13 protein-coding genes are annotated in these 17142 nt (G+C 46.2%); 8 read left to right on the top strand and 5 right to left on the bottom strand.

Going from position 1 to position 17142, the window contains the following annotated elements; translation table 11 throughout:
- Window positions 1–124: 124 nt before the first annotated feature.
- The 3 genes from ACO0KZ_RS08355 to acs form a co-directional block, all read right to left on the bottom strand.
- The gene (locus tag ACO0KZ_RS08355; RefSeq protein WP_422994637.1) at window positions 125–280 is read right to left on the bottom strand and encodes a hypothetical protein; all 156 of its coding nucleotides are present in this window, start codon (window positions 278–280) and stop codon (window positions 125–127) included.
- A gap of 50 nt (window positions 281–330) precedes the next feature.
- Window positions 331–1194, bottom strand: a complete 864-nt coding sequence (pssA, locus tag ACO0KZ_RS08350; protein ID WP_422994635.1) for a CDP-diacylglycerol--serine O-phosphatidyltransferase — start codon at window positions 1192–1194, stop codon at window positions 331–333.
- 691 nt (window positions 1195–1885) lie between these two features.
- Complete coding sequence (acs, locus tag ACO0KZ_RS08345) at window positions 1886–3865, bottom strand: acetate--CoA ligase (RefSeq protein WP_422994633.1); 1980 nt, start codon at window positions 3863–3865, stop codon at window positions 1886–1888.
- A gap of 385 nt (window positions 3866–4250) precedes the next feature.
- Here acs and ACO0KZ_RS08340 point away from each other — a divergent pair, with 385 nt between their 5' ends.
- Genes ACO0KZ_RS08340 through murI form a run of 3 tightly spaced genes read left to right on the top strand, consistent with a single transcriptional unit; the run spans window position 4251 to window position 7308 of the window.
- Window positions 4251–4889 carry a TIGR00645 family protein gene (locus ACO0KZ_RS08340; RefSeq protein ID WP_422994631.1) on the top strand — a complete coding sequence of 213 codons (639 nt, stop codon included), beginning with the start codon at window positions 4251–4253 and terminating at the stop codon, window positions 4887–4889.
- A 33-nt stretch (window positions 4890–4922) separates the two neighbouring features.
- Window positions 4923–6443 carry a fumarate hydratase gene (locus ACO0KZ_RS08335; protein ID WP_422994629.1) on the top strand — a complete coding sequence of 507 codons (1521 nt, stop codon included), beginning with the start codon at window positions 4923–4925 and terminating at the stop codon, window positions 6441–6443.
- The gene (gene murI / locus ACO0KZ_RS08330) at window positions 6436–7308 is read left to right on the top strand and encodes a glutamate racemase (RefSeq protein ID WP_422994627.1); all 873 of its coding nucleotides are present in this window, start codon (window positions 6436–6438) and stop codon (window positions 7306–7308) included. Before ACO0KZ_RS08335 ends, murI begins: the two co-directional genes overlap by 8 nt.
- Window positions 7309–7389: 81 nt before the next feature.
- Here murI and ACO0KZ_RS08325 read toward each other — a convergent pair whose 3' ends face one another.
- Window positions 7390–8583, bottom strand: a complete 1194-nt coding sequence (locus ACO0KZ_RS08325) for an aromatic amino acid transaminase (protein ID WP_422994625.1) — start codon at window positions 8581–8583, stop codon at window positions 7390–7392.
- A gap of 610 nt (window positions 8584–9193) precedes the next feature.
- Here ACO0KZ_RS08325 and ACO0KZ_RS08320 point away from each other — a divergent pair.
- The 5 genes from ACO0KZ_RS08320 (at window position 9194) to ACO0KZ_RS08300 (ending at window position 13896) form a co-directional block, all read left to right on the top strand.
- Entirely contained in the window at window positions 9194–9547 is a 354-nt protein-coding gene (locus ACO0KZ_RS08320; RefSeq protein WP_422994623.1) for a DUF1428 domain-containing protein, read from the top strand.
- 20 nt (window positions 9548–9567) lie between these two features.
- Window positions 9568–10041, top strand: a complete 474-nt coding sequence (locus ACO0KZ_RS08315; RefSeq protein ID WP_422994621.1) for a VOC family protein — start codon at window positions 9568–9570, stop codon at window positions 10039–10041.
- A gap of 366 nt (window positions 10042–10407) precedes the next feature.
- Entirely contained in the window at window positions 10408–11676 is a 1269-nt protein-coding gene (locus ACO0KZ_RS08310; RefSeq protein ID WP_422994619.1) for an alpha/beta fold hydrolase, read from the top strand.
- 187 nt (window positions 11677–11863) lie between these two features.
- Window positions 11864–12250 (top strand): BlaI/MecI/CopY family transcriptional regulator, encoded by a 387-nt coding sequence (locus ACO0KZ_RS08305; protein ID WP_422994617.1) that lies wholly within the window; start codon window positions 11864–11866, stop codon window positions 12248–12250.
- On the top strand, window positions 12250–13896 hold the full coding sequence (locus ACO0KZ_RS08300) for a HEAT repeat domain-containing protein (RefSeq protein WP_422994615.1): 1647 nt from the start codon (window positions 12250–12252) through the stop codon (window positions 13894–13896). The genes ACO0KZ_RS08305 and ACO0KZ_RS08300 overlap by 1 nt, the downstream gene beginning before the upstream one ends.
- Window positions 13897–14019: 123 nt before the next feature.
- On the opposite strand, the gene ACO0KZ_RS08295 is transcribed toward ACO0KZ_RS08300, so the two are convergent.
- Entirely contained in the window at window positions 14020–17133 is a 3114-nt protein-coding gene (locus ACO0KZ_RS08295) for an efflux RND transporter permease subunit (RefSeq protein WP_422994613.1), read from the bottom strand.
- Between the last annotated feature and the right edge of the window lie 9 nt (window positions 17134–17142).

The raw sequence follows: 17142 nt of genomic DNA, 5'->3' as shown, positions 1-17142 counted from the left end.
CCGAAATAAGATAGTGAAATTGCTTGAAACTGTCGAGTAAAACTCGATGACTTGAATAGAGCTTTCCCGCCCCTTGCAAGACGCACACGGGTGAGAGACTACTCAAGTTGTGGGGTAATGGGATTTAGCGCGCGAGCGCTAGTAGCGTGTTCGCTAGAGACAAAGCTAGTAGAGATGCCAGGATAGCGGCAGCTGGTAATGCCAACGACAAAAGCAGACCGGAGCGATCTGCTTCAATGAATGCTTTTTGAGCATGTGATGTCGTGGATGGGAATTTCATGAGAAAGACTATAAGCGGGATTCCACAAAAGCGCAATAGCCCAGCCTCAATTATTTCTTAATGTCGTCGTTTTTGCCTTCATGAGACTCCGACGTCAACTGCATCAAACTCACAGGACGTCCGTTGCGCCAGCGCCAGAGCAACAAGACATAGCCAGAGAGCGCATAAATCACAAACAATGCAAATAAAACTTTAGGTGGATCACTGACCACAGCAACATAGGCTAGCACGATTAAGAATGGTGCGATAAAAGGGACCGAGCGTTTCAGATTCAAATCTTTAAAACTATAAAATGGCACATTCGTCACCATCGTCAAACCTGCGAATAAAGCCACGCTCCAAGCAAACCAGCGCACATCTAGGCCCGGTATCGCCAAATCATCCATTAATAGAATGAAACCCGCCACCAAAGCCGCAGCTGCAGGGCTTGGCAAACCTTGAAAATAACGCTTATCCACCACGGTAATGTTTGCGTTAAATCGTGCGAGACGCAAAGCAGCCCCAGCGCAATAGACGAATGCCGCCAACCACCCTAATTTACCCATGCCTTTCAAAGCCCATTCATAGGCGATCAAAGCCGGCGCCACACCGAACGACACCATGTCCGACAAACTATCGTATTGCGCGCCAAATTCGCTTTGCGTATTGGTCATGCGAGCAACGCGACCGTCGAGGCTATCCAACACCATGGCTACAAATATGGCGAGGCCAGAGTGCTCGAATTTTTGATTCATTGCCATCACTATGGCATAAAAGCCACAAAACAATGCAGCTGTAGTGAAAGCATTTGGCAATAAATAAATGCCACGAGAAGGCTTGCGTGGTGCGCCAAGAAGTTCACCATTATTTTTTCTCGCGCCGCGTGGGAATAACTTAAAACTGCCCTTAGGCTTACGATCTTTAACTGGCGTCATGCTGATTCTTAATTTGGAAATTGAGCAAAAAAACTGAGTTGTCGCGTTTTCTCAGGAAAAACCCCTAAGTACACAGTTTGGAATTTCTCAAGTATAACCGTGAAACGCCTCGACGAAAATCAATTTAAAGGTTAAAGGCGGCCGCAGACAAACGCATCTGCCATAAAAGAAAACTCAAATCGCGAGCGACTATCAGCCCTATTCCACACCAGTCTTGACAAGGCATAGAGGTTCTCGCCACCTTGTTTTCAATGCATTCCAGAGACTGATCGGCTTTTTTAATTGAATAATGCAACTTACCGGCTTCATACATGCTGCAAGCCCGATTAAGAATCGTATGACTTTCCCTTGTTGCTTGAACTTGTACAGTTCAATGTGCCAATCCCAAATAAGCTACCATCATTTTTATGTGTGACGCTCGTTTGAAGTGATATAAGTCGAATCAAATGAGATTTTCAACGTCATAAACTGACTGAATTTTTCTGAACTATCAGTTCTCAAACGAACACAAGGATGTTCCTATTTAGACTGTCCAATAGACGTACCTGCTGTGCTATTTGAGTGCTGAGCATTTTTGACTATGCACGCTACTCTTTACCCCCAATAGAAAATCTAAATAAAAAAACCTCCCGATCAAGCTGGGAGGTTTTGCGTAATGCGCACTACTTGATGCACTATGATCGCGATACAACTATTGGGCTTGTTTCAATTGCTCCAAAATCGCAGGATTTTCCAAAGTCGAGATATCTTGCGTAATTTCCTCACCTTTTGCCAACACGCGCAATAAGCGACGCATAATTTTTCCAGAGCGGGTCTTCGGTAAATTATCGCCAAAACGAATTTCTTTAGGTTTTGCGATTGGGCCAATTTCTTTAGCTACCCAATTACGCAATTCCAAAGCAATTTGTTTCGCTTCATCGCCAGTTGGACGGCTACGTTTTAACACGACGAAAGCGCAAATTGCTTCGCCAGTTGTATCGTCAGGTTTACCAACTACCGCTGCTTCTGCAACCATAGGATTCGCTACCAGAGCGGATTCGATTTCCATTGTACCCATTCGGTGACCGGAGACGTTCAAAACGTCATCAATACGACCGGTAATGGTGAAGTAACCCGTATCTTTATTGCGAATCGCGCCGTCACCCGCCAGATAAGTCTTACCACCCAATTCTTCTGGGAAGTAACTCTTCTTAAAGCGTTCCGTGTCCCCCCAGATATTGCGTATCATTGAAGGCCATGGACGTTTTACCACCAAGATACCGCCCTGCCCGTTTGGCAGATCAGCACCAGTTTCATCGACAATTGCCGCCATAATACCTGGCAAAGGCAGAGTACATGAACCTGGCACCAAGGGCGTTGCACCGGGCAATGGTGTGATCATGTGACCGCCCGTTTCGGTTTGCCAAAATGTATCCACGATAGGACATTTCTCACCACCGATATTGCGGTAGTACCACATCCATGCTTCTGGATTGATGGGTTCTCCAACCGAGCCAAGCAAACGCAATGAACTTAAATCGTATTTATTCGGATGAATCGCCGCATCGCCATCGGCTGCTTTAATCAAAGAACGAATCGCAGTTGGTGCAGTATAGAAAATCGTTGCTTTGTGCCTCTGTATCATGTCCCAGAAACGGCCAGCATTTGGATAGGTTGGAATACCTTCGAAAACGATTTCTGTGGCTCCCATCGCTAATGGACCATACGTAATGTATGTATGACCAGTCACCCAACCGATATCTGCCGTACACCAGAACACATCGTTCGGTTTAATATCGAAAGTCCATTTCATCGTGAGCATCGCCCACAATAAATAGCCACCGGAAGAATGTTGTACGCCTTTCGGTTTCCCCGTCGACCCCGACGTGTAAAGAATGAACAGTGGGTGGTCGGCATTGACCCATTCTGGTTCGCATTCGGTCGCTTGATTCGTAACCAATTCATGCATCCACAAATCACACGCTGCATTAAACGGTACATTGCCGCCAGTACGTTTATACACAACAACTTTGGAAACTTTTTCGCAATCACCGAGACCTAAAGCTTCATCCACAATCGCTTTCAAAGGCAAATGTTTGCCGCCTCGTACTTGCTCATCGGCAGTAATCACTAATGTCGCACCAACGTCGACGATACGCTCTTGCAGGGATTTAGCCGAGAAACCGCCAAACACGACCGAATGCGTTGCACCGATACGGGCGCATGCTTGCATCGCAACCACGCCTTCAACTGACATAGGCATGTAAATGACAACACGATCACCCTTTTTTATACCTAGTGAGCGCAAGCCATTGGCGAATTGACAGACTTTGCCATGTAAATCTTTATAGGTGATTTTGGTGACTTCACCGCTATCAGCTTCAAAAATGACCGCAACCTTATCGCCCAGACCTTTTTGCAGATTCACATCAAGGCAGTTGTAGGACACATTGAGCAAACCATCGTCGAACCATTTATACAATGGCGCATTGGATTCATCCAAAGTCTTAGTAAAAGGCTGATGCCAATGCAGGTGTTCACGGGCGAGCTTGGCCCAAAATCCTTCATAATCAGCGGCAGCCTCAGCACAGAGTGCATTGTAAGCATCCATACCTGAAATCTCAGCCTTAGCTACGAAATCTGCGGGCGGGGGGAATATACGTGATTCAGTCTTTAATTCGTGATCCGACATGTTGTCTCCGTGCTGTTGTGAATATCAAAAAACCTCGCAGCGTATACAGATGCATAGACGATTCCTTCATCGAAACTCTCGACGAATATTTGCCAAACTGACCTTAAGGCTTTTTGATATTCACCACTTACCGTATTTTGACGTTGATTCTAAGGCTAGCTACACAAAAAAGCTATTTTTTAATGAGTGGTATTAGAGCCCCATACGACAGACCAACTTGATTTAACGCAAGCAAACTTCAATTAGGCTTAGCCGCAGACATTACCCGGTCATCGGTGTAAAATGCGGGCAAATTTTATATTCGTCTTAAAGATCGTTTGCATTAAAGAAATGACCTATTTGGCGTGAACAATGTATTCTTTATCTATAGTTAAAAAGGCTATGCATGCCCCATACTCCACAAACTACTGAAATACAAAAACTATCTCCTATTTCCAAGTTTATTTTTGCCAGCCGTTGGTTGCAATTACCGCTGTATTTGGGATTGATTTTGGCGCAATGCGTTTATGTTTTTCATTTTTGGGTTGAGCTCGTTGACCTTATTCGCGCTGCGATGGGTGACGCCACCGCGCTGCAGCATCTGCTCGATGCAGTTTCTGTAGCGGCAAATCACAGCAAAGAAGGTGTTGAAGCCATAGCTAGACCGACTAAACTCAATGAAACCACGATCATGTTAGTGGTGCTCGGCTTGATCGACGTAGTCATGATTTCAAACTTGTTAATCATGGTAATCGTCGGCGGCTATGAAACTTTCGTTTCTCGCTTGGGATTGCAAAATCATCCTGACCAGCCAGAATGGTTATCACATGTGAATGCAACGGTACTCAAAGTTAAGTTAGCCATGGCGATCATCGGTATTTCATCAATTCATTTGCTTAAAACCTTTATCAACGTCAAGTCCTACGATTCCAAAGACCTTATTGCGCAAACCGTTATACACGTGGTGTTCCTATTGTCAGCATTAGCCATCGCGTATTGCGATCAATTGATGACTAGAACACAGCAACAATCACAAAAACATTAATTTTCTTTTTCATTCCTAAGCCAAGAGCCAACAATGACTACCATAATTAAACAAGATGACCTCATCGAATCCGTTGCAGCAGCCTTGCAATACATTAGCTATTACCACCCTGCCGATTACATCGCGCACTTAGCGCGTGCTTATGAGATCGAACAAAGCCCAGCAGCGAAAGATGCGATTGCGCAAATTTTGACCAATTCCCGCATGTGCGCTGAAGGCAAACGCCCAATTTGTCAGGACACTGGTATCGTCAATGTATTCTTAAAAATTGGCATGAGCGTGCGTTTTGAAGGCTTCTCTGGCTCGATTATTGACGCTGTGAATGAAGGTGTACGTCGTGGTTACGCTTTTTCAGACAATGTCTTACGCGCCTCTATCGTTGCGGATCCTTTGTTCGATCGTAAAAACACCAAAGACAACACGCCAGCAGTCGTTCACATGGAACTGGTGCCAGGCGATACAGTCGATGTGCAATTAGCCGCTAAAGGTGGCGGTTCAGAAAACAAATCGAAGTTCGTCATGCTCAATCCGTCCGACTCTTTGATTGACTGGGTCATGAAGACCGTACCGACTATGGGTGCTGGCTGGTGTCCGCCGGGCATGCTCGGGATCGGTATCGGCGGCACGGCAGAAAAAGCGATGCTGATGGCGAAAGAATCCTTGATGGAAGACATCGACATGCACGAACTCAAATTGCGTGGGCCACAAAATAAAACCGAAGAACTCCGTATCGAACTCTGCGACAAGATCAATGCGCTCGGCATTGGAGCACAAGGCCTGGGTGGTTTGACGACGGTCTTGGACGTGAAGATCAATATGTACCCAACTCATGCGGCATCAAAGCCAGTCGCGATGATCCCGAACTGCGCAGCAACACGCCACGCACACTTTGTCTTAGATGGCTCTGGCCCAACCTACATGGAGCCACCATCATTGTCAAACTGGCCTGATGTACATTGGGTAGCGGATACAGAAAAATCCAAACGTATTGATCTCAATACTTTGACGAAAGAAGAAGTCGCATCCTGGACGCCAGGTCAAACTTTGCTGTTAAATGGCAAAATGTTGACGGGTCGTGATGCCGCGCATAAGCGTATTCAAGACATGCTGGCAAAAGGCGAAACTTTGCCAGTTGACTTCACTAATCGAGTGATTTACTACGTCGGTCCAGTTGACCCAGTGCGCGACGAAGCAGTTGGTCCAGCGGGTCCAACAACAGCAACGCGCATGGATAAATTCACCGACATGATGTTAGAGAAAACTGGTTTGATCTCTATGATCGGTAAAGCGGAACGAGGCCCTGCGGCAATTGAATCGATCAAGAACCATAAATCAGCTTATTTGATGGCAGTCGGCGGCGCGGCGTATCTCGTATCCAAAGCAATCAAGACTGCAAAAGTGGTTGGCTTTGCCGATTTGGGTATGGAAGCTATCTACGAATTTGACGTGGTTGATATGCCTGTGACTGTCGCGGTCGACTCTACGGGTACTTCCGTTCACAATACGGGTCCAAAAGAATGGCAAGCAAAAATCGGGATTATTCCAGTTGCCTAATGCCGTAAATACGCATCCAGAAACAAATGACGCCGACAGCAATGCGCCTGTTGGCGTGTTTGACTCTGGCATCGGCGGTTTGTCGGTGCTCAAGCATTTGCGCGAGCAATTACCGCTTGAAAATTTCTTATACATTGCTGATACGGCGTACGCGCCGTATGGCGAACGCAGCAATGAAGAATTGATTGCCCGCAGCTTCAAGATTACTGAATTCTTCATACAACAAGGTATTAAGGCCTTGGTTATCGCCTGTAATACGGCCACAGCCGCAGCCGTTAGCACCTTGCGCGAACGTTATCCTACATTGATCATCATCGGCATGGAGCCTGGTATCAAACCAGCAGCGGCACGCAGCGCGAGTAAGATTGTCGGTGTCCTAGCAACCCGCAGCACTTTACAGAGTGAAAAATTTAATCGACTTAGTGAGCAGCTTGGACGCGAAACACAAACAAAATTCATTCCGCAAGCCTGTGTCGGCCTAGTGAATCAAATTGAACAAGGTGACCTAGAGTCCGTTGCCATTTTGGATTTATTGCAACGCTATGTTCCCCCCTTACTCGATCAAGGTGTGGATACCCTAGTATTGGGCTGCACGCACTACCCCTTCATCGAACAGCAGATACGCCAGATAATTCGCGATCATCAGGCCGATCAAGTAAAACCAATTCATATCATCGATACTGGCGAAGCAGTGGCGCGGCGCTTATCCGATCTTTTAGAAAAACAACATTTACGCAACTTGAGTACACAATCACAAAAAATCTTCCAAGCCTGGACAACTGGTGAGGCAAGTACCTTGCAGATGGCATTAGGATTTATCACAGAATCTAAAAACAGTACGATCGCAAAGACATTGAAAATCTGAAATTCACATCGAACAAACAATAAAAAAAGGACAGAAAATTCTGTCCTTTTTACTTCAGATCGTTACAAAAGCAAGCTGGTATTAAGCCAAAACCGCTGCCATTGCCGCTGCTGTTGCTTCTACATTACGCGTATTCAAACCAGCAACACACATACGACCGGAACGCACAAGGTACACAGCAAATTCTTCTTTCAGGCGATCGCACTGTGCTGCTGTCAATCCGGTGTAACTGAACATGCCGCGTTGAGTTAAGAAATAGCTGAAATCACGACCAGGTACTTTGGCAACTAACATATCGTGCAAAGCTTTACGCATCGTTTGAATACGGTCGCGCATCGCTACCACTTCTGCTTCCCACATAGGACGCAATTCTGGATCAGTCAATACCGTCGCGACTAACTGGCCACCGTGCATAGGCGGATTAGAATAGTTACGACGAATGATGGCTTTCATTTGACCCAAAACGTTCACAGCTTGTGCCGCATCTGGACACACCACACTCAAAGCACCACAACGCTCACCATACAAACTCATGCTCTTGGAGAATGAATTCGCGACGAAGAAACTCAAACCTTGATCAGCCAACAAACGGATCGCAAAAGCATCTTCTTCAATACCATCACCATAACCTTGATAAGCCAAATCCAAGAACGGAATCAGGTTACGTTCTTTCAAAACTGGTACCAATTGCTCCCACTGGGCTTTAGTCAAATCCACGCCAGTTGGGTTATGGCAGCACGCATGCAACAAGACCACCGATTTTTCTTCCGCTTGTTTCAGGCTCGCCAGCATTTCGTCGAAACGCAGTCCACCTGTTTCAGAATTATAGTAAGGGTAAGTTTTAACTGGCAAACCAGAGCCTTCAAATACCGCACGGTGATTATCCCAAGTTGGATCACTTACCAACATCGTCGCTTCAGGGAAATAGCGTTTAACGAAATCAGCACCGACTTTCAATCCGCCACTCGATCCGACAGTTTGCAAAGTCACGACACGGCCTTCTTTGACCGCTGGGCGATCGGCACCAAACAACAAATGTTGAACTGCAGTGCGGAAATTCGCAGCACCTTCCATCGGCAAATAAGGACGCGCACCAGCTGCTGCCACTACTTTTAATTCCGCTGCACGAACGGACGGCAACATAGGAATCTTGCCGTTATCGTCAAAATAAATCCCAATCGACAAATTAATCTTGTTTGGGCGGGTATCTTTACCGAACGCTTCATTCAAGGAGAGAATAGGATCGCCTGCATAGGCTTCGACGTGCTGAAACATGTTAAAACTCCAATGTGAGATAAATCATAAACAAACAAAAACGTTACGGGAGTACTAGTCTATTGGTAAGAATACAAGAAAACAGGCCAAAAGTAACTCAACCTAAATCCGACTATTCGTTAGTTTGCCTGACCAAAGTATCTGCGCGGATCGTACGGATAAGTGGTTAAACACACTAAACAGCGATCATGCAAGCAACTTGTTATTGCCTATACAAAGTCTCAGTGCGAAGGGAAAATGATGTTTTCCAAGAAGTTTGCGCTCATTTTAAGAGCCAAAACAGCAAAAAAGACGAATAAAGCGAGATTTCACGAAGCACATATTTTGACACAATATCGGCAGATTAAATGTCATGTTCTCAGCATTTTTTCGATTTATCGCTGGAATTAGCGGTACCGTAAGTCGTTAATCTGGAACAAACCAAATATTTGCCTTGCTTGATCAACTTGAGATATTTACACTCAATAAACTTACTTTATTTATGATTAATTTCATTAGAGTTCAGCGATGAAATCTGAGCGAAAGGCTGATGATAGCTTTTTTGTCATACCTCCCAACATTTTGTAGACGCGATTAATTGAAGATATACATTCTTTTGGAAAGCTCTAACATGAACTACATAGACGGCTTCATTATCCCTGTACCGACCGCAAGCCGAGAGATTTATAAATCTTACGCAAAAAAGTCGGCCGCCCTTTTCAAAGAATTCGGGGTTATCAGTATCGTTGAATGCTGGGGCAATGACGTGCAGCCAGGTAAACTCACCTCATTTCCGCAAGCCGTCATGTGCAAGGACGATGAAACCGTCGTGTTTTCTTGGATGACTTGGCCATCCAAAGAGGTTCGCGATGCCGCATGGGAAAAGATAATGGCTGATCCACGCTTCGCACAAGAAACCTTGCCTATGCCATTTGATGGCAAACGTTTGATCTACGGTGGTTTCGAAAAATTAGTAGAACTCTGAAAATCTAACAAGGAAGCTAGATGAAAAAAATTATGCCCTGCTTGTGGTTTAACTTCGACGCAGAAGAAGCGGTCAATTACTATCTGAGCATTTTTGAAACTGGTCAAATTCTTGATGTATCTCGTTATGGAGATGCTGTACCTGAGCTCAATGGCAAAGTATTGACCATGCGTTTTGAATTAGAAGGTCAAGAATTTTTAGCCTTAAATGCCGGTCCACAGTTTCCATTCACGGAAGCAATTTCGCTTTTTGTGGATTGCGAAACACAAGAAGAAGTCGACCATTATTGGGAGAAATTATCGGAAGGTGGCAGTCCAGGTCGCTGCGCATGGCTCAAAGACAAATTTGGGCTTTCATGGCAAATCGTTCCACGCAGTTTGGTCACGATGTTGCAAGACGACGATGCAGAGCGCTCTGCCCGCGTGATGAAAGCGATGATGGCTATGGGCAAAATCGAAGTCGCTGTGCTAGAAGCGGCATATAACGGTTCATGAAGGATAAAAAACTAAAACAAGCAATAAAATAGCTGAAATCTGTCAAATAATTCGCTCTAATTACTTGGGGTAATTTACAAAAAAGTACGTTACTCCAATCTAAATTCAAAAAGCACACTTTAATTTTAGTAGCTACCCAATCCCGCCTCACTACCCATCTAAAGCATTTGTCCTTAGCAAGCAATGGCAACACATTCATCATTCTTACTTTAAATCATCACTATCATTGTCTGGATTTGACATTTCAAAAATAATAGTGCTACACTTGCAGCATGCTACAAAAGTAGCAAATAAACGAAACTGTAAAGCCGATCTATTAATAATCACATAATGTAAAGACGCGGCCCTACTCTACTAGAAAATATCATGAAAAAAATCTTCTTAAGCCTGCTGCTTGTTTTAAGCACAATGCTCGATAGTTCAATAGCCTATGCGCAGAACACCGAGAAAATGGTGGATGTCGCCAATGGTAAGTTACATGCGATATTAGCTGGAGACGGGCCTTACACCGTCGTCTTCGAATCGGGCTTCATGAGCGATTTAAGTGTTTGGCACAAAGTCGCACCCGAAATTACTAAACATGCACAGATTCTTGTCTACTCGCGTGCGGGCGTTGGAAAATCTCCAGCCCGTCCCCAGGCTATGAATTTGGCTCAACATACCGACGAGTTACAACAACTGATAGAAGCATTGCAAATCAAAACACCGATTATCTTGGTTGGACACTCCTATGGTGGATGGGTAGTCCGCCAACACGCAGCACGTTTTCCACAAAAAATTGCGGGACTGGTATTGGTTGATCCAGCGAATGAGACTTTAGAATCGGAGTTAAAAAAACTCGACGCACAAAAAGTGCTGCAAGATCAAAAACGCTTAGAAAATATGGCACCGCCTGCCGCGAAAGCTGATTTGGCCTTAGTTCAACAAATTTTTGATCAGGCGAAATTACCAAATACAGCGGCACTCCCTGATGTGCCTATGGTTATCCTGACCTCAGTACAAGCAACGCGTAACAATCCTTTTTACCAAGAAACTGCGCCAGCTTTACAAGTTAAACGTGATTTACATGCCAAGCTTTTCCAACAATTCACAAACGGCGCACATGTAGTGACTTCGAACAGCGGCCATCATATTCAATTAGATGAGCCACATCTGGTGACCAGAGCGATTGAAGATGTGATTATAAAACTCGATAAAGAAGCGCAAAAACAAGCTAGACGATTAGCAAAACAAAAAGCAAAGCAAACCTTGATGCAAGACTTGGAAAAAGCAGGGAAAGAGATCTCTGCCAATGAGATTGCTAGTGCGACTAATAGCGTCAATACAGCATTAAAAGCATCGCAGTTTTCTGAAGCGGAGATCAATCAGCTCGGTTTTGATCTGATGCTCAAGGCCAAACAAGGCACACTCGCGGAATTAGTTTTAGCGTACAACGTGACGCAATTCCCACAATCTGATAATGCCTACGACAGTCATGGCGAAGCCTTACTTAATTTGCAGCGCTACGAAGAGGCTCGCAAACAGTTTCAAAAAGCGTTAACATTGGGCAAAGCCAATCCGCAACGTAGTCCTAAAGCATTGCAGGGTTACCAAGATAATTTACAAAAAGCGGAACAAGCGCTGCAGCAAAAATAAACCAATTAATCAAATAGGACTTACGCAGAATTGCGTTGGCTAGAACCCTACCGCGAAGCTTGGGTAGGGGCGCGGAGCCAAATACAGTGCAATTGCAAGCCGAGGTGAACACAACAACGCCCGCTTCTGTTTTGCGTAAGTTCTATCAAATAATCAATCGCATTACTTTCTTAAGTATTCAAACCATATGGATAGCATTGGCATCGAAGATTTACCTTGGCGTGAACGTCAAATTGTCGAAATCATTTACCGCCTGCAAGAAGCAACCGCTGCGCAGATACAAGAAGCACTAGAAGATCCACCCAGTAATTCAGCGATCCGTGCCATGTTGGCGCGTCTGGAAGACAAAGGCGTTTTATGCCATAGAGAAGAAGGCCAACGGTATCTCTATAGGGCGGTGCAAGCAAAGAAAAAGGTAGCCAACTCGGCTTTAAAGAAATTGGTTGGTATTTTCTACGATAATTCGCCCGCCAGTGCAGCCACTGCATTGCTCGGCATGTCGGGGAAATTAAGTGAACAGGAAATCGATCAACTCCAAGCCATAATTGATAAAGCCAAGAAGGAAGGACGTTAATGCAAACAGGTAGTTTGAATGCATTGTTTGGCTCCACATATAGCATCACACTACTTGACAGTATCAATGCTCTAGGAAAGATAAGCCTGATTTTGATAGTCGTCCTGCTGGTACTCGCTTGTTTGCAGAAGTTGTCTGCGGCCAAGCGTGCATTAGCAGCTTATTTGACTTTGGCGGGGCTTTTCTTTGCCCCCATCTCACTGGTCTTCGATTGGAAAATACTCCCGACCCTTGCTGTGAATGCACCACTTGCCTGGTCTGCTGTAAGTGACGCCGCGCTCAATTTGCCTAATCTACCCAAACTAGGCTACATCGCAGCTCATCAACAACTGACAGATAGCGAGCCGAATTCTAGCCAGATGTTCATTGCTACGTATGTGCTTATCGCCTTACTGTTTATTAGCAAACTGATCTTCGACTTATGGCGCCTCGCAAATTTGCAACAAAAACTAAAGCTTTCACTTTCAAGCAAACCAACAAAAAAAGAAAATGAGGAAAAATATCAGCGTTGGCATACACGATTAGAAAGCCTACTCCAACAATACAAAATTAACCGTCCGGTCGATCTATACTTTTCCGCACAGGTCACCGCGCCTATTAGCTGGGGTTTATCGCGACCGTGCATTATCGTTGATCTCAAAAGCTACGAATATCAAGAGCCCGACGACATCTTGCGCCATGAGCTGGCGCATATTGCGAATCGCGACTGGCTCACATTGATGCTGGCAAGATTAATTACAGCCTTGTATTGGTTTCATCCCTTGATCTGGACCATGCAAAAGCAACTCCGTTTCAATATGGAATGTGCCGCCGACGACACCGTGATACGCATGGGAGGCCGCCCTTCTCATTACGCCGAAATGTTAGTTCAGGTTTCTCAAGCTGCAAACGCCAAATCGCAGGCAAAGCACGATGCTGCGACAGCCTTGGCTGCCCGCGGCAAAACTTTATATCAACGCATACTAGCGATTCTCGATCCGCATAAAAGCAGACAACCTGTTTCCTCGCTCGACTGGACATTCACTAGCCTCATCACTTTGGTATTGATCGTCGTTACCAGCAGTATCAGCTTAGTCGGCGAGCAAACCAGGTGGCCACAAGAACTTTTTGTTGATACTAAATCGAATGGAAGTAGTCACGGAGATGCTGGCAAGCGTGCAGCCATTGCATTAGAAGCTTTGAATAATCCGAATTTCAATGCATTAGCAAATGCATTACGTAGTGGCGATTTTGCGGTACGTCATGCGAGCGATGTCGCATCATTCAAACAGCGACGTGCAATTGCCCCCTTGATTTTGGCACTACATGACGATGACGCCAATGTGCGCCGTCTGGCATTATGGGGCTTAAGTGAAATGCGTTTCTACGAAACCATTCCCGTTATTGCCTTAATGCTGAAGGACCCGAATCACTTAGTACGCGCAGAAGCGGCACGCGCCATTGGTGACTGCGGTGAACGCGACTGGTCAACACAATTATTGCCTTTATTATCCGATACCTCGCCTTACGTCAGACAACAAGTGGCGCATGCCTTAGGTGATTTAGCAGATCCACGCAGTCTTCCTGCATTGCAAGCACACTTGCAAGATAGCGATCCAGACGTGGTATCTAAAATCAAATGGGCGATACAAGAAATTCGTAACTAGACGTTCTGCTTTCACATACGCCCTCAAAGTCAAATGAAAAAGCTGGCAAATGTCGGATCACATTTAACCAGCTTTTTATCGAAAAAAAAATACCTTAGCTAGAGATATAAATTTTTCAGATACTTACTTAGATTTTCTGAACATACGTTTCATCCAATGTTCAAAGTCATCAACGTAGGTGAACACCGCCGGTACTACCAAAAGACTCAGCAAGGTGGAGGTAATCAGGCCACCTATCACCGCAATCGCCATCGGTGAGCGGAAACTCGGATCGGCGCCCCACCCCAATGCCAATGGCATCATACCGGCGCCCATGGCAATGGTGGTCATGATGATAGGACGACTACGTTTATGACAAGCATCGACCAATGCTGCGAAGCGTTCCATGCCTTCATTACGCGCGATAATGGCGTAGTCGACCAGCAGAATCGAATTTTTTGTTACGATGCCCATTAGCATAATCAAGCCAATCATAGACGGCATAGAAAGTGCGCGGCCAGTGACTAATAAGGCGACGAAGGCGCCACCAATACTGAGTGGCAATGCGGCCAAGATCGTCATTGGTTGTAAGAAATCTTTGAACAATAAGACCAAGACGCCATAAATACACAGCACACCGATGAGCATCGCGATACCAAAACTTGCAAACAAGGCTTGCATCTCTTGCGCGTCGCCAAGCTCAGCAATACTGACTGATGGTGGCAAGTTCTTCATGGTTGGCAATGCACGCGCTTCTTCATTCACTTCGCCCAATTGACGACCGCCGAGCTCCACATCGAGCGTCACATTACGACTACGGTTCAAGCGATCAATCTGCGCGGGGCCCGACTCCATCGTTACTGTCGCTACACTCGCCAACATCACTGGTCCGTGTTTACCCGGCACCGTTAAGCGTTCGATTGCAGCTAAGTCAGCCCGCACTTCATTGGGCAGTTTGACGCGTATCGGCACTTGTCGCTGCGCTAGATTCATCTTGGACAAAGCCATATCGTAATCTCCCGCGGTAGCAACACGCACAGTTTCGCCTATGCTTTCAGCAGTTACCCCAAGATCAGCAGCTTTCGCCATATCCGGACGAACGATAATTTCAGGGCGCACCAAAGAAGCACTTGAGCTGATGTTACCAACGCCCTTCAAGGTCCGTAATTCCCTTTCCACTTTCTTCGCGGTATCGAGCAAGGCAACTGGATCCTCACTCTTGAGTACCAACTGCAATTTAACCCCAGTATCCAAGGGACCGACTGAGAAACGCGCACCTGGAAGCTCGCTCAATTTGCTGCGAATCAAATTATCGATATCAGACATCGACTCTTTACGCTGATCACGATGAACTGCAGTTACGGTCAAAACCGCACGTCGCGCTTCCGCTGCGGCACCAGGGGCGAAAGCATCCCCACTTGAACCGCCACCAATAGAACTAAACACGCCGGTAATGCCTTTCACCGCCATAATTTGAATCCGTGCTTGCTCTGCTATTGTGGACGTTTCTGCCAAGGTACTACCTGGTGGCAGCTCAACATTCACTTGCGTTTGCGCGCGATCAGATGGTGGCACAAAGCCTGTTGGCAACAAACCGACCAATGCAATCGAGGCCACGAAGAACAATGCTGCAGAAGCGACGGTCGTAAAACGATGACGCAAACACCATTGCATGGTATGCATATACATCTGCATAATGCGACTGTCTTTCGGTGCATGATGTCCGCCATCTTCCCCGGGCCCCACGGCCTTAAGAATATAGGCAGACATCATCGGTGTCAGCAAACGTGCAACCACGAGCGATGCCAAAATCGCGATCACCGCCGTCCAACCAAACTGCTTGAAGAAAAGTCCTGGTACTCCCCCCATAAAAGCGGTCGGCAAAAATACAGCAACCAAGGCAAAGGTCGTGGCGATCACCGCCATCCCAATTTCGTCCGCAGCTTCGGTTGCCGCCTGCATCGGTGTTTTCCCCATCCGCAAGTGTCGCGCGATGTTCTCGATTTCGACAATGGCATCGTCGACCAACACACCAACCACCAATGCCAACGACAAAAGCGTCACAGTGTTTAAGGTATAGCCAAAATATTTCAACCCAAGGAAAGTAGGAATTACCGACAACGGTAAAGCAGCAGCAGCCACCAAGGTTGAACGCCAATCACGTAAAAACCACCACACCACCAATACCGCCAACAGAGCGCCTTCGTACAATAGCTCCATCGATCCTCTGAAGTTTTCTTCAACCGGTTGCGCGTTATCTATCGCTTGTTTAAACAAGAACTGCGGGTGATTTGTCTGCAGTTCGGCAACTGCAGCACGCGCCCCTTGAGCAACATCAACTTCGGACGCTCCCTTGGTTCTAAAAACTTCAAAACCAACAACATCACGACCATTGAAACTAGCACGAGACCGCTGCTCACTGACTGTATCGCTGACGGTCGCCACTTGGTCTAAACGTAGGTGTCGGCCATCAGGTAAAGGAATATCGAGTTGCGCCAACTCCTCAGCGGTCTTAACGGTCGCAATCGTTCGCACTGCTTGTTCAGCACCACTAATATCACCGCGACCACCAGGGGCTTCTTTTTGTACGATCTTCAAACGACGCGACACATCAACGGCCGATACGTTTAAAGCTGCCATTTTGTCGGCATTCAATTCGATACGAATTTCACGATTCACGCCGCCCATGCGTTTTACCGCACCGACGCCAGCCACAGATCGTATCCGTTTGGCGACTGTGTTATCGACAAACCAGCTCAGGTCTTGCACATCCGGTGTCGAGTTTTCGCCTGCAACTTGTGCATGCCCTTTTTCTGCAGGTGCCGCCTCTATGGTATAGGTCATGATTACGCGACCTGCTGTCGACATTTTCGTCACCGTAGGATCACGCATCTCGCTCGGCAAATCAGCACGCACGGTAGCAACGGCATCACGCACTTCATTCACCGCGTCCGAAAGCACTTTTTCCAGTACAAATTCGACCGTAATGGTCACATTTCCATCAAGCACATTGGTATAAACATTTTTAACACCCTGCAAAGTCGCGACCGAATCTTCAATTTTGCGGGCGACTTCCGTTTCCAGCTGGGCCGGAGCCGCACCGGGCAAACTCGCGTTAACCGTGACCAAAGGCAGCTCAATGTCTGGAAAATCTTGCACTATCGTGCTTCGAAACGCCAATATTCCGGCCAAACTCAGCAGTACGAAAAGCATAATCGCCGGAATCGGGTTCTTAATGGAAAGCGTAGAAAAATTCATCGTGCGCTC

The organism is Undibacterium sp. Di24W (assembly GCF_049340325.1).
In the GTDB taxonomy this organism is placed as follows: domain Bacteria; phylum Pseudomonadota; class Gammaproteobacteria; order Burkholderiales; family Burkholderiaceae_D; genus Undibacterium.
The sequence above is the reverse complement of the archived record's forward strand: the minus strand, read 5'-3'. Positions and strand labels throughout refer to the sequence as shown.